Annotated in this window: 19 protein-coding genes; 11 read left to right on the forward strand and 8 right to left on the reverse strand. The window is 51.7% G+C overall.

The genetic code is table 11. The features are described 5' to 3' along the window. Together VD17_RS29855 and VD17_RS29860 are read right to left on the reverse strand one after the other, a co-directional pair. Positions 1 to 471: multicopper oxidase domain-containing protein (locus VD17_RS29855; protein WP_185753258.1), on the reverse strand; the 471-nt coding region annotated here is incomplete at its 3' end. Positions 472 to 689: 218 nt separating this feature from the next. Beyond that, on the reverse strand, positions 690 to 896 hold the full coding sequence (locus VD17_RS29860; protein ID WP_046056971.1) for a co-regulatory protein PtrA N-terminal domain-containing protein: 207 nt from the start codon (positions 894 to 896) through the stop codon (positions 690 to 692). Positions 897 to 1,250: 354 nt separating this feature from the next. Between VD17_RS29860 and flgB the strand changes: the two genes are divergently transcribed. Continuing rightward, on the forward strand, positions 1,251 to 1,664 hold the full coding sequence (gene flgB, locus VD17_RS32035) for a flagellar basal body rod protein FlgB (protein ID WP_080932107.1): 414 nt from the start codon (positions 1,251 to 1,253) through the stop codon (positions 1,662 to 1,664). A gap of 116 nt (positions 1,665 to 1,780) precedes the next feature. Here the strand turns inward: flgB and VD17_RS29865 are convergent, their stop codons facing one another. From VD17_RS29865 to VD17_RS29885, 5 genes are all read right to left on the reverse strand, one after another. Then, entirely contained in the window at positions 1,781 to 1,981 is a 201-nt protein-coding gene (locus tag VD17_RS29865; protein ID WP_046056972.1) for a heavy-metal-associated domain-containing protein, read from the reverse strand. 111 nt (positions 1,982 to 2,092) lie between these two features. Further along, positions 2,093 to 4,450, reverse strand: a complete 2,358-nt coding sequence (locus VD17_RS29870) for a heavy metal translocating P-type ATPase (protein ID WP_080932104.1) — start codon at positions 4,448 to 4,450, stop codon at positions 2,093 to 2,095. A 2-nt stretch (positions 4,451 to 4,452) separates the two neighbouring features. Then, entirely contained in the window at positions 4,453 to 4,704 is a 252-nt protein-coding gene (locus VD17_RS32040) for a DUF2933 domain-containing protein (protein WP_080932105.1), read from the reverse strand. 93 nt (positions 4,705 to 4,797) lie between these two features. Beyond that, on the reverse strand, positions 4,798 to 5,334 hold the full coding sequence (locus tag VD17_RS29880) for a cupredoxin domain-containing protein (protein ID WP_046056975.1): 537 nt from the start codon (positions 5,332 to 5,334) through the stop codon (positions 4,798 to 4,800). A gap of 165 nt (positions 5,335 to 5,499) precedes the next feature. Then, complete coding sequence (locus VD17_RS29885) at positions 5,500 to 5,853, reverse strand: co-regulatory protein PtrA N-terminal domain-containing protein (RefSeq protein ID WP_046056976.1); 354 nt, start codon at positions 5,851 to 5,853, stop codon at positions 5,500 to 5,502. A 205-nt stretch (positions 5,854 to 6,058) separates the two neighbouring features. Between VD17_RS29885 and VD17_RS29890 the strand changes: the two genes are divergently transcribed. From VD17_RS29890 to VD17_RS29925, 10 genes are all read left to right on the forward strand, one after another. After that, entirely contained in the window at positions 6,059 to 6,748 is a 690-nt protein-coding gene (locus VD17_RS29890; RefSeq protein ID WP_046056977.1) for a heavy metal response regulator transcription factor, read from the forward strand. Further along, entirely contained in the window at positions 6,745 to 8,133 is a 1,389-nt protein-coding gene (locus VD17_RS29895) for a heavy metal sensor histidine kinase (RefSeq protein WP_046056978.1), read from the forward strand. The genes VD17_RS29890 and VD17_RS29895 overlap by 4 nt, the downstream gene beginning before the upstream one ends. A 369-nt stretch (positions 8,134 to 8,502) precedes the next feature. Further along, complete coding sequence (gene copC / locus VD17_RS29900; RefSeq protein ID WP_019821291.1) at positions 8,503 to 8,886, forward strand: copper homeostasis periplasmic binding protein CopC; 384 nt, start codon at positions 8,503 to 8,505, stop codon at positions 8,884 to 8,886. Positions 8,887 to 8,889: 3 nt separating this feature from the next. Next, a complete protein-coding gene (copD, locus tag VD17_RS29905; protein ID WP_046056979.1) occupies positions 8,890 to 9,828 on the forward strand; it encodes a copper homeostasis membrane protein CopD in 939 nt (312 codons plus the stop codon). Positions 9,829 to 9,923: 95 nt separating this feature from the next. Continuing rightward, the gene (locus VD17_RS32980) at positions 9,924 to 10,103 is read left to right on the forward strand and encodes a co-regulatory protein PtrA N-terminal domain-containing protein (protein WP_369007742.1); all 180 of its coding nucleotides are present in this window, start codon (positions 9,924 to 9,926) and stop codon (positions 10,101 to 10,103) included. Between the two features lie 98 nt (positions 10,104 to 10,201). Then, positions 10,202 to 10,558, forward strand: coding sequence for a hypothetical protein (locus VD17_RS32405; protein ID WP_185753259.1), 357 nt, complete (start codon positions 10,202 to 10,204; stop codon positions 10,556 to 10,558). A gap of 118 nt (positions 10,559 to 10,676) precedes the next feature. After that, on the forward strand, positions 10,677 to 11,120 hold the full coding sequence (locus VD17_RS29910) for a DUF411 domain-containing protein (protein WP_259674616.1): 444 nt from the start codon (positions 10,677 to 10,679) through the stop codon (positions 11,118 to 11,120). A 67-nt stretch (positions 11,121 to 11,187) separates the two neighbouring features. Next, the gene (locus VD17_RS29915; protein ID WP_046056980.1) at positions 11,188 to 11,478 is read left to right on the forward strand and encodes a hypothetical protein; all 291 of its coding nucleotides are present in this window, start codon (positions 11,188 to 11,190) and stop codon (positions 11,476 to 11,478) included. Beyond that, the gene (locus VD17_RS29920; protein ID WP_046056981.1) at positions 11,471 to 11,746 is read left to right on the forward strand and encodes a hypothetical protein; all 276 of its coding nucleotides are present in this window, start codon (positions 11,471 to 11,473) and stop codon (positions 11,744 to 11,746) included. Before VD17_RS29915 ends, VD17_RS29920 begins: the two co-directional genes overlap by 8 nt. 162 nt (positions 11,747 to 11,908) lie before the next feature. After that, positions 11,909 to 12,571, forward strand: coding sequence for a methyltransferase family protein (locus tag VD17_RS29925; protein ID WP_046056982.1), 663 nt, complete (start codon positions 11,909 to 11,911; stop codon positions 12,569 to 12,571). 263 nt (positions 12,572 to 12,834) lie between these two features. Here VD17_RS29925 and VD17_RS29930 read toward each other — a convergent pair whose 3' ends face one another. Beyond that, positions 12,835 to 13,197 carry a copper-binding protein gene (locus VD17_RS29930; protein ID WP_046056983.1) on the reverse strand — a complete coding sequence of 121 codons (363 nt, stop codon included), beginning with the start codon at positions 13,195 to 13,197 and terminating at the stop codon, positions 12,835 to 12,837. Positions 13,198 to 13,341: the final 144 nt, after the last annotated feature.

Raw genomic sequence — 13,341 nt, forward strand, 5'->3', positions numbered from 1 at the left:
GATTGGACCGTAAACGCCTGCCTGCTCCTGCAAACCAGAGTGGCTGTGGTACCAATACGTACCGTTCTGATGCACCTTGAATTTGTACTCGTACATGCCATCGGGCGCAATGCCATGGAAACTCAAACCCGGTACACCATCCATGTTGGCGGGCAGAATGATCCCGTGCCAATGAATGGAGGTGTCTTGGTCTAGGCGATTTTTCACACGAAGTGTGACCGTCTCGCCTTCGCGCCAGCGCAGCAAAGGTCCGGGCAACGAACCATTGATGGTCAAGGCTGTGCGCGGCGAGCCAGTTATGTTTACAGGGGTTTCACCAATAAACAGATCAAATTCGTTACCGGTGAGAACGCTCGGCAGGCCAGGGCTGGTCACTGCCCATACAGGAGTGCGCCACAGACCAAGGCCGCCGAGAATGCCACCAGCGGCCAGGCCTTTAACGAATGTCCGCCTAGAGGTTTTGGAATGCATGCCGTTTATGTCCGATCAGTCAAAAGGGAAGCCGTGCGAAACAACCAATGAGTTGCACAAATAGGTGAAGGCACTCTTTCGGGGGGGGGTAATGAGCCCGAATGAGCTCGCTCGCCGTCACTAAAAACGAGTTCTTACGGCAAGCGAGCTCAGAAATTGCCACATTTGAACCACCACAGTGATTACATTTCTGTCAGCTTGGGAGCGCAGCAAGCTATTCAGCAATTCTTGTGGTCCATCGCTTTGGCTTGGCTTTCTGCGATGGGAGGTTGGGTGCTTTGCTTTTGGGCTACTTGATACGATTCCATTGAATTATTCCTAGCCGCTTCCATACGTGCGAACGCCCGGTCACCACCGCCTTCAGCCATTGCCAAAGAAGAGACGGTCAGCGCTGCGATGACGAACAAAGTTTTGATGGGGTTCATTTGAATTTCCTCTGATGATTATTGGTAACCCCCGAATCCACATCAAGTGATGATTCTTAGGGGAGAGCTTAAGGCTCAATAGGACTATAAGACTCATCCCCTGTCAGGAACCTTAGGTGAATATTACAGTTGTGTCAGGTTGCGATATTTCTCTTGAGGAACACGCTATTTAATCCGTAAGGTCTCGATCTTCCAACGTCACACCGCTATTGACTGAGTCTCTGTTTGAGATGCATAACTTTGTAAGTTTCTATTAACTCCAAAGGTGAAAACGTTTTTTAGTTTCTGCACTGGTACTGCATATGTGTGTTCGATGTTCTTGAAAAATAGTAGCGCTACTGAGGGTGATTGATTGTGAGTATTAGTTTTGAGAAAGCGCTTGGCTCCGCAGAAAGAGCGTTAATTTATCGTAGCCAAAGAGCTGAGATTCTGAGTAACAATATCGCAAACGCTGATACACCGAACTTCAAGGCCCGAGACTTAGATTTTTCTACTGTGCTTGCAAGCGAGACAAAAGAAACTCCTGCTACTCCGTTTTCTTTGAAAACAACAAATGTAAAACACATTACCGAAAAAGAATCAGCAGGTGATATTTACGAAGGTGCTTTGCTTTACAGCACACCGGCTCAACCTGCCATTGATCAAAATACTGTCGATCAGCAGGTCGAAGTCGCAAAGTACACAGAAAATGGAATACGTTTTGACGCCGCTTTTACTCGGTTGAATGGAGCGTTCAAAGGTTTGCTCAAAGCTCTGCGAGGTGATTAGTAGCGCAAGGGCTTGCGAGCGGTAATTGTGGCCGACGCGGCTGCTTCGGTACTCCTGAGGGTTCACCAAGGGGAGCCCCCTGCATACGGGGCTCTGACCATGGGAAGTGTCAGCATTCAAGCGTTGATCTGAGAAGGAAAACCTAACGCCTCGACAGTTTTACGAATCTGCTCTGGGCTTTCGCTGCTTTCAACACTCACCTTACCGGCTGACCGATCCACGGAAACCGTAGCTTCGTTGTCCAGTGACTGAATCGCTTTGGTGATTTTGCTAACGCAACTGCCGCAACCAATGCCTGATACATCTAAGACGAACATGGTTATTCCTCTCGTGCTGAGCGGTCTCTTTTCACCGCACCGACAGCATCAACGTTGACACGATGGCAAGGTCAACAGTTATCTGTTTCGGGTTGTGAGCGTCATTGAAGCTCAGTCAATTCGGGTATTCCTAAGTCTCAATGCATTGAAAACTACAGATGCAGAACTGACGCTCATGGCTATGGCAGCGATCATGGGCGACAGGAGATGTCCCGTCAGTGGATAGAGCAAGCCTGCGGCAAGAGGAATACCCATCGAGTTGTAAAGAAAGGCGAAACCCAAGTTTTGCCGCATGTTTTTTACTGTTGCGACCGAAAGAGCCCGTGCTCGTAAAATCCCCATCAGGTCGCCTTTTACCAGCGTGAGTTGCGCGCTATTCATCGCAACGTCAGTCCCTGTCCCCATGGCAATGCCCACATCTGCTCGCGCCAGGGCCGGAGCATCGTTGATACCGTCACCAGCCATGGCGACCTTCCGGCCGTATTGCTGGAGGTCTGCGACCAGACGTTCCTTGTCCTGAGGTTTCACTTCACCGTGGACTTCTTCAATCCCCATCTCCCTGGCGACAGCCCGGGCGGTGGTGAGCCCGTCGCCAGTAGCCATGATGATTTTGATGTCATCAGCCTTGAGCTTGGTGACTGCTTCTTTGGAGGTCGGTTTTATCGGGTCTGAGACCGCCAGTAACCCTGCCAATGCCCCGTCAACTGCGAGATAGATGATGCTGATGCCTTCAAGGCGCAACAACTCTGCACGCTTTTGTAGGGGCTTGGTGTTCACGCCTGCGGCTTCCATCAACGCGGTGTTCCCCAGCTGGATCTTCTTGCCATCAACGATGCCACTGACCCCGATACCTGAACCAGACTCAAAGGATTCTGGCTTGGTGAGCTTAATGTTCTTGGTTCGGGCATGATCGACGATTGCATGAGCCAAGGGATGTTCGCTGCCCTGATCAAGGCTGGCAGCCAGCTGAAGAACATCGGGGGGATTGAAACTGGGTGTGGCCTCCACACTGTGAAACACTGGCCTTCCTTCTGTCAGGGTGCCTGTTTTATCGACAATCAGCGTGTCGATCTTGCAAAGGTTTTCGATGGCACTGGCATCCCTGAACAGCACGCCCATGCTGGCTGCTTTACCCGTCGAAACCATGATCGACATGGGCGTAGCAAGACCCAACGCACAGGGGCAAGCGATGATCAGCACGGCGACAGCGTTGATCAGACCAAACACCCAACTGGGCTCAGGGCCAAAAAGCCCCCAACCGACAAATGTCAGTATTGCAATCGCGATAACACCCATCACAAAGTAGCCGGCAATCGAGTCGGCCATTCGTTGCATTGGTGCTTTGGAGCGCTGAGCCCGAGCGACCATCTGTACGATCTGTGACAGCATGGTCTCGGCGCCGACCTTTTGCGCCTCCATTACCAAGCTCCCATGTGTATTCAGAGTGGCGCCGATCAGGCTATCACCAGCGCTCTTCATCACCGGCACTGGCTCGCCAGTGAGCATGGACTCATCCACCGCACTTTCACCCTCCAGTACTGAGCCATCAACGGGCACCTTTTCACCTGGCCTGACCCGCAGATGGTCTCCAAGGTGAACATGGGTGAGAGGAATGTCTTCCTCCTGTCCATCGGCATTGATCCGGCGTGCGGTCTTGGGCGATAAACCGAGAAGGGACTTAATGGCGGCGGAGGTTTGCGATCGGGCTTTGAGCTCAAGAATCTGCCCAAGCAAGGTGAGCGAGATGATGACCGCGGCGGCTTCGAAGTAGACGCCGATACGTCCATCTTGCATGAAGGTAGCGGGAAAGCTTTGGGGAAAGAGCGTTGCCATGACGCTGTAAAGGTAGGCTGCGGCGGTACCCAAACCAATCAAAGTCCACATGTTTGGACTGCGATTTCTTATAGAGGCTATGCCCCTTACAAAAAAGGGCCAACCTGCCCATAAGGTCACCGGTGTCGCCAGAGCGAACTCGATCCAGTTTTGGATCGAGCCATGGAGGAGTTGTAACGAGTGTCCAGCCATGGCGAGTACGGTCACTATCACGGTTAATGGCAGCGACCACCAAAAGCGGCGGGCGAAATCCCGGAGTTCAGGATTTTCTTCTTCATCGAGCGCGGGCATGACCGGCTCTAATGTCATGCCACATTTAGGGCAGTTGCCGGGTCCGGGTTGACGTATTTCCGGGTGCATCGGACAGGTAAACTCAGTGCCTGTTTGTACCGCAGGCACTGGAGCGGTGACGCGGGACTCGGCGCTCGAAACATTACCGCTGTAGCGCTCAGGATCAGCTCGAAACTTCTCCTGGCATTTCAGGCTACAAAATTGATACGTCTGTCCCTGATAAGACTCACCAAATTTACTTGGTGAAGTGACTGCCATTCCGCACACCGGGTCACGTAGATCATCGTCATTGAGCGGAGCAGCAGGGGCGTGATTGTGGTCGTGGTGGCTCGATATGGTAGGCATGGCTATTTCCCTTTTTCGTCCTTATGGGTTGTTGCCTGATCGCCATGGTTATGTCCGCCATGTCCATGTCCAAAAAAATGCATCAATGGACAGATCAACAGAATCAGATAAGGCCAAAATGGATAAACGTGGCTGAAATGCTCCCGCAACACGTAGAAGGCACCAATCGCAATGAGCATGATCAGTACAACGCCTGTTTTGCGCCTCCAAAATGGTGCGGTGGTGTTTCCATCCGGATGCTGATGGTTATTCATGATCTAGACCCCACTGTGTAAGCGTTGCTGTGATCTCTGCGACAGAGCGTAGCCAACTCGTGCGTCGAAGCGGTGTTAGCAGCCAGCTTCGGCTTACTTCAGGTCAAACGGACCAACCATCCCTGACTGATAATGCCCCGGCACGTTGCAGGCAAACTGAAGGTCTGTGCTGTTGTTGAAGGTCCAGATCAGCTCTTGGGTTGCGCCAGGCTCAATCAGGACGCTGTTCGGGTCGTTGTGCTCCATTCCGACCATCTTCATTCCACCCATGCTGTGGCTCATACCGCTCATCGTTTTCCCGGTACCGGTGGGGTTAAGTGTCCCGTTCTGGAACATGCTTGCCATTTCTTTTTGGTGTGCTGCATGAGCAGCGGCTTTGCCGATGTTGAACTCGTGCAGCAGCGAACCCTCATTGCGAAGGACAAATCGAATAGTTTCACCAGGCTTTACGTCGATGCTTTCAGGTTTGAAGAAAATATCGCCCATCTCGACCTCCACCGTACGGGTAACCTCAGAGGCGACTCCAGGCTTACCGATGTCCTCTTTCCCATGCCCTGCGCTGGCCATAGCCGTAGCACCGAAGAGTAGAGTGATTGCTGCGATGACTGGGGTAACGAGCCTAGCTTTCATGGTGACCTCGAGAGTAAGAGTGGGGACACTGGCTATGCTAAAGACACGGAGCTGCCAGTTAACTGACCTGAACACTACATTTCTGTCAGTTTTCAAAAAAAAACACGGCGTCCAAAGACGCCGTAGTCAACGGTACTGTTCAAAAAGCCCTTTGGAAGCCGGTTTTCACTGATGATTCTCTGAAAGCATCAATTTGTGCTCACGTTGCATTTGGCTCAAAACGTCGTCGGCAATTTTGTCGTGCTTTTCCATCCAGGCCAGGTGCTGTTGGGGTGACATTGAGGCGTCTGGATGATCTTTATGGAGTTGGCTCATGATGTCGCCGAGCATCTTCATATGCTCGGTCATGTGGACATGGCGCTGTCCTTCAGGGGCTTTTTCAGCTTGAACCAGTACGGCTTCAGCCTTGTCGCGCAGGCCTTCCATACGCTCTATCACCCGGTCTCCGCCACTTTCAGCCCATACAGAAGCTGAGACGAGTATCGAACTTACAAAAAACAGCATTTTCAGGCGATTCATGGGGCAACTCCTTATGGAATTGTTTTCCGGCTCCCAAACGTTTCATGCTGAAGAGTCGGTCGAGCACCAGGAAGTACTCATGCTTGAACCCTAGACAGCGCTTGCTGACATCTACCTGAAGCCAATATTACTTTTCTGTCAGTTGCTGGTTGGCTGGCGTGTTTCGTTGCAGACTGCGCTTCATCATTATTCGAGAGCCACCCTCATGAGACTTCTGGTTGCTGAAGACGAACCCAAAATAGGTATCTATTTGGAGCAAGGACTCACGGAGGCGGGGTTCAATGTGGATCGCTTTACCAATGGCAAAGTGGCGCTTCAGCACGCTTTGAGCGAGGCCTATGACCTGCTGATTCTCGACGTCATGATGCCTGGGCTGGATGGCTGGGAAGTACTTCAGAAGGTTCGTGCATCTGGGAAAGATGTTCCCGTGCTCTTCCTCACGGCGCGAGACCGCGTTGAAGATCGAGTGAAAGGACTTGAACTCGGGGCAGATGATTACCTGATTAAACCCTTCGCATTTTCTGAACTGTTGGCTCGCGTCAGAACGTTGCTGCGTCGGGGTAACGGCGCTCCCTCGCAAACCTATATGAAATTGGCTGATCTGGAGGTGGACCTGCTCAAGCGTCGAGCCATTCGTGGAGGTAAGCGCATAGACCTTACGGCCAAAGAGTTTGCGCTGCTTGAGCTGTTGCTACGTCGTCGAGGGGAGGTGCTGCCAAAATCACTTATCGCCTCCCAGGTTTGGGACATGAACTTCGACAGCGATACCAATGTTATTGAGGTCGCGGTAAGGAGACTGAGAGCAAAAATCGATGATGATTTTGAGGTCAAGCTGATTCACACCTCGCGGGGTATGGGTTACATGCTCGACGCACCTGATTTGGAGTCGGAATGAAGCGAATGTCCCTGACAGCTCGCATGAGTCTGATGTTCATGCTCGCGGTAACGGCCGTGCTCACGGTTGCCGGACTCAGTTTCAATAACCTCAGCCGGCATCATTTCAAGATGCTGGATCAGCAGGCGCTGAACGAAAAACTCCATTCGACTCAAAGAATTCTGACGGGGTTGAACAGCATTGACCAATTCAGTGATGTTAAGCCTGAGCTAGAGGCGCTGCTTGGCGCTCACCGTGATTTGACTGCTCTAATAATCGATGGTGGCGGCAAACTACTGTTTGCTGATCCCGGTCCCGTCGATGTTCCTGAGGAATTCCGCACCATCCCAAACAACAACGTCTGGGAGTGGCGAGATCAAGAGCAGATGTTCCGTGGCGTGACGGCACAAGCCATTGTGACGGGACAAGACAAGCCATTGACCGTCATGTTGATTTTTGACGTTACTCAGCATATGTCCTTTTTCGAGACGCTTGAGCGATGGTTTTGGATAGGGCTAGTGATCAGCGCGCTGGTCAGTGCAGCGTTGGGCTGGATGGTCGCGAGCAGTGGCCTGCGGCCTATTCGCCAAGTCACCCAGGTCGCGGCCTCAATGTCAGCTAAATCACTCAAAGAACGTATTCCATTAGCACCGGTTCCCAAAGAGCTTCAGCAAATGGTGCTGTCATTCAACGCAATGTTATCCAGGTTGGACGATGCATTTGTTCGCTTATCGAATTTCTCTGCGGACATTGCTCACGAGTTACGGACCCCCGTCAGCAACTTGATGACCCACACGGAAGTGGTGCTTTCAAGAAAAAGGAATATTGAGGACTACGAAGACAACCTGTACTCCAATCTTGATGACTTGAAGCGTATGAGTCGGATGATTGATGACATGCTTTTTCTGGCGAAATCTGACAACGGTCTGATCACACACGAGAACAAACCAATAGACCTGGTGGAAGTCGTGGAAAAATTGCTTGAGTACTACCGCCTTTTGGCTGATGAGCGAGGGATTGAACTCAAGGTTTCAGGAAGGGGCAGCGTCCGAGGCGATGTCCTTATGCTCCACAGAGCCATTTCTAACCTGCTCTCTAACGCGCTTCGCTACACCTCTGAAGGGAAGACTATCAGTGTCGAAATCCTCCAGAAGGAGATGTCGGTATTGGTCGTCGTGGAGAACCAAGGAGAACCCATTGCCCCCGAACACCTTGAAAAGCTTTTTGATCGTTTTTATCGCGTGGACCCAGCACGGAGAGAAGGAAGTCCAAGCAACGCAGGGCTAGGTCTGTCGATTACCCGATCAATTATAGAAGCGCATGATGGCAAGATCTGGTGTACGTCATGTGACGGGAAAACGGCCTTTCATCTAGAGTTTCCTAGTGTTGACTTGAAGGTCAGCTGAACAACGGCGCATTTGCGATCAACGGCAATCTCTCAGCCTGCGCCCAGCGTCCACTTTCGTTATTTTTGAATGAGTGAAAACCCTGGTATCGCGGGCACGCGGTCTCGTCTTTAAGTCTCGCTACGCCCGCCAATTCGAGGCCAAACACCGCGTCAAGCTGACTGAAATGTAATCGAACAGTTTGCGTTCGTGTGGCATCGTGTTCTTGCACTGTGACGTTGGGGCCTAGTGAGTTTCTCGTGTTCAACCTGCCCTAGAACACGGAGGCTACTAGCTAATCATCAGTGGTTTTAACAAGAATCGAAAAGTAAAAACTAGATATTCCCAAACAAACCTCGAATCAACAGCTCTTGCTGTGAGGAGTCTTGCATGTCATTCCTTAAAACTACGACCGTAGCAGTTGCACTTACCGCTGGTTTGCTTCTGAGTGCAGTTGCTCAAGCACATCCTAAGCTCCTTTCTTCCACTCCGGCAGAAGGCTCGAATGCGGCGGCCCCTTCGAAAATTGAACTGCACTTTTCTGAGAATCTCACCACTCAGTTTTCCGGTGCAAAACTGATCATGACCGATATGCCTGGCATGCCGAACTCCCCAATGGGTGTTAAGGCCGCCGTCGCTGGTGGCGGTGATCCGAAAACGATGGTGATTACACCGGCAGCACCTTTGACCACCGGTACCTACAAAGTCGAATGGCGTGCCGTCTCCTCGGACACTCATCCGATCACCGGCAACTTCTCATTCAAAGTGAAATGATTTATGAGCGACTCAATAAATATTGTGGTTCGCTTTGCTCTTTATTTCGACCTGATGCTGTTATTCGGATTGGCAATTTTCGGCTTGTACAGCCTCAGGGGAAAGGAAAGAGTATCGGGCACGGTCTTGAATTTTGAGTCGCTTCTTTATGGTACTTCCGTTGTAGGTGTAGCTCTGTCCCTTGCCGCGATGTTGTTGCTTGCGAAAGCAATGAGCGGTGTGTCCGAGCTTATGGAGCTACAGCAACATATTTTTGAAATGGTCCTTATGGGGACCGACGTCGGGTTGACCTGGATGGTCCGAATAGCTGCCTTGGTGATGGCAATTATTGGCGTCGCGTTGAATAAGCGATTTCCGACACCCAGTCTCTGGATCGTCACTGTATGCGGAGCGATTGCGTTGGCGACGTTGGCATGGACAGGGCACGGTGCCATGGATGAAGGCAGTCGACGCTACTGGCATTTCATCACCGACATTTTCCACCTATTAGCCGCAGGTGGCTGGTTGGGTGCTCTAGCAGCATTTGCCCTACTACTGCGTTTAAAATCGCTCAAAAGCGATCAAGAAGCACAAATTCTTGCTCGGGTACTGACTGGCTTTGAGTCGGCCGGCGGAGTGATTGTTGCGATCATAACCGTCACGGGTGTAGTGAATTACCTTTTTATCGTCGGTCCAAATCTCGATGAAGTGATGCTCAGTACTTATGGCCAGCTGCTGTTTTTGAAGATCCTGCTCTTTGCCGGGATGATCGTGTTAGCCACGCTGAACCGCTTTCACCTAAGTCCGGTATTGGAGCGGTCAGTTCGAAATGGAGAATACTCTGCCGCGGTAAATGCCTTGCGTCGCAGCATGACACTCGAGTTTTTAATGGCAGTCATCATAATTTGTCTTGTCGCATGGTTAGGCACTTTAAGTCCGGAAATGGAAATGAGCGCGGGATAGGGGTTGGTGACGGCCGACAAAGGAGTCTAGAAGGTGAATTGTAAGGGCCTTATCCACCACCCCCTCAAGGGCGATCCACTCGCGCTCTGAAACTCATAAAAACTGCGATTGTGATCGGTTCGGTCCTTCTGTCGTCCATGGTGTGGGCTGAAGGCGGTGGAGACCGCGTTCTTGCACGTTTTGCCGCTCATCAGAATCAGGGCAAAAGCATGGTGCAGCAAGCTGTGAAAACGCAGCTAGCGCCTAATCTAAAGGGGAGGATGGTTCATAAATAGGCTTAAATCAGACATGAACCGCTGTGTTGTATTGGAGCGCTTCTGAGCTGGCCTCAGGTCAGGCGTACTCTTAAAAACTGAGGGAGCTATACACTGTGATGGCTCAAAATCTGGATAAAACCTTGATCAAGCTGCTCATGGTGTTGCTGTTTGTCGTAGCGGCAGCACATGGTCAAGCGTTGATGTTTAAATCCGAGCCGTCAACTGTTCCTCTTAACTGCCCGGCAGCGCAGACTATGCTTGCTGAATCCAGCAGAGTGAATATCTGCCCTGACATGTCGAACCAAGTCACTTGCTCGATAAGTTGTTCCATTCCCTCAACGGGAGCAGTGGCGTTTCTTGTTTCAATCTGGCACGCCTTAAAGTCATCTCCGTACGACTGCTATACAACTTCACTCGGTCGCATGCCCGTTGCTCCAGATCCTTTTCCTCCTAAACATTCCAGCCTGTCCTAACCACGCCGAGGGCTAGCTCGCTTGTTCTTTAGCAGCACCGCCAAAAGAACATGAAGACCGTTGCTCGGGGCTACAACTAATATTTTTGTCGTCAACGGAAAAGGATTAGGTGGTTACCGTGAATAAATCATCCACTTTTTTGGGTGGGATGTTACTCGCACTCACTGCCCTTGCGATGCCTATCGTTAACGCTGCTGAAGAAGCCATTCTCTATAAAAACCCAAGTTGTACGTGCTGCGATAAATATGCGGACTATTTGCGTGAAGGTGGGTTCAAGGTGTCGATTGTCGCGGATTCTGCACAGCTTCAGCAGATCAACAAGGCCGCTGGTCTTCCCTACTCTTTGGCAGGCTGCCATGCCGTTGCCATTGATAGTTACGTTATTAGCGGCCACGTCCCGCTAACAGCCGTCAATAAATTACTGGCAGAGCACCCTGCAATTCGCGGTATCACCTTGGCCGGGATGCCACCTGGATCGCCAGGCATGGACGGCACCCAGCAGAAGCCGTTCGAAATTTACGCCTTTGACGGAGATAAAAGCTGGCTCTACATGACCCAGTAGAAACGTCAGAGCGTTAGTTTTGTGGCTGAGGTATGTAAATAAATACTGAAAATTTAGAGGATTAACCATGACCAAGAATATAGCGCCATACGCAAGAGGTATGTTGCAACGTCACCCACTGCTCGCAGGGCTCACCGCTGCAATTGCGTTCACCTTGCTTTTTAACCTGAACACTCTATTTGCATCAGTCACGGTACCTATTCTGCTTTCTATTCTGCCCTGCGTGCTAATGATCGGGCTCTGCATGAAAAGCATGGGCGGTAAAACTGCATGCGAGCAGAAGGCTTCGGATCAGCCATTGCTTACCCAGAGCCTGTCGAAAACCCAGGTCGTTGATCAGGAGAATTATCATGCGTAACTCTATTGCCTACACAGCCGTACTTGCCGCGATCCTAACTCTTGGAGCTATTTCCACGAGCTTTGCTGAACAGCCTCAGAGTACTACTAAGGACAGCTCTGACATGATGAAAGGAAAGGATATGCCGATGATGGAGGGCGGTAAAATGCCGATGATGGACATGATGCAGGAGATGTCAGCCATGATGAAAAACTGCAATACGATGATGGAAAGCATGAATAAGCACATGGGCAGTGAGCCCGCCCAAGGCAGCACTAAAGTGCAATAACAGCTTCTTTAGTCGCAGGTCTTGCGTCCTCTTAGGCCGAGAGAAACCAAGTCTGAGTAGTGGTATCGCACTCAAGCGGTATCGCTACTCGGATGCTCCGATGTTTCTTCCAGGTGTCGGCGCTGAATACCGATCCGCTGTTGATCGAGAAGGGGCCTAATCATGAATGACTTTTCCATGCATTATGGGCACTGGGGATGGGTGCTGGTCATGGTGCTCATCGCATCCTGGGTCCTCTACCGTTTCGTCGCCCCACGCAGCTGGCGCGACTGGATGGGTGCAGGTTTAGTGCAAGCGTTCATCATCGCGTTATACGCCGAGATGTACGGTTTCCCACTGACAATTTACCTGCTGACTGGTTTCCTGGGAATCGATCTCCCGCTGACCGGATTCTCAGGCCATCTCTGGGCAACAATGCTGGGCTACGGTGCTACCGGGGCCATGCTGGAAATGATGTTGGGCGGCTTGTTTATCGTGGTCGGCCTGGCTCTGTTGATCCGGGGCTGGGTTCAGGTTTACCGCACAAGTCTGGAGGGGAAGCTGGCGACAGAGGGTGTCTACGGTGTGGTCCGCCACCCGCAATACACCGGGATCATGCTAGCGGTCTTTGGACAGGTGATTCACTGGCCGACGGTGATCACGTTATTGTTGTTTCCCCTGATCGTCTGGGCTTATGTCCGTCTAGCGAAGCGCGAGGAGTTAGCCTTGACCGAACGTTTTGGCGAGGAGTATCAGACCTATCGGCAGCGGGTGCCCATGTTGTTCCCACACTTGCGGAATTGGCGGGAGTTCATCCATTCACTGCTCTTTGCTTATCAGCAATAGCCTAGTGTTCTCTGAGCCTGCGTGACGAACACGTCACCGCAAACGGGTCACTCAGACTACTGGTTGACCGAAAAAAAGGCGCCTACCTCAGGCGCCTTAAACCATCCTCCAAACCAAAGGAGTCAAACAAGAGGATGGTGGAGCAATCAACTCGTCATTACCCCTTAGGGCTGCCGGCCTTTCGATGACCTGTGCGCCCATGAATGGTGGATAGCTGGTCCGGTAACAGCTTGTGAAGGTCGAACCAGCCATCCATGCCATGGTTACTTCAGGGGCTTGATCGACACGATGGTGGCTCCCATGCCCTCGGCACGAAACTCAAACGCTACTTGATCCCCAGCCTTCAGGCCTGCCAGTTGTTTGCTTGTTGCGTTGAATGCCATGGTCATGGCGGGCCACTGCACAGCCGGAACGGCTCCATGGGCGATAGTCACCGTATGTTTCGTGGTATCGATGGCCTTGATCGTACCCTCGGCTTTGGCCACGGGAGTCTGCTGGGTCTCCTGTGCCATCTGCATGCCCTTCATGGGCATAGCGTCCATCTTCATACCCGGCATGTCTTCTGCCTGAGCAGAAAGGGATAGTGCGACAACGGTGCTTGCAACGGCGATCAGGGTCAGTTTCATACGACTTTTCCTTGAGTGGTGGTGGGTACAACGGGGAGGTGCCGGCGGCGCATCAAGCGGTAGGCTGCCGGAATGACGAACAGAGACAGTAAGGGCGCGGTGACCATGCCGCCGACCATGGGGGCGGCGATGCGACTCATCACT

The sequence above is a fragment of the Pseudomonas fluorescens genome (assembly GCF_000968015.1).
Taxonomy (GTDB): domain Bacteria; phylum Pseudomonadota; class Gammaproteobacteria; order Pseudomonadales; family Pseudomonadaceae; genus Aquipseudomonas; species Aquipseudomonas fluorescens_W.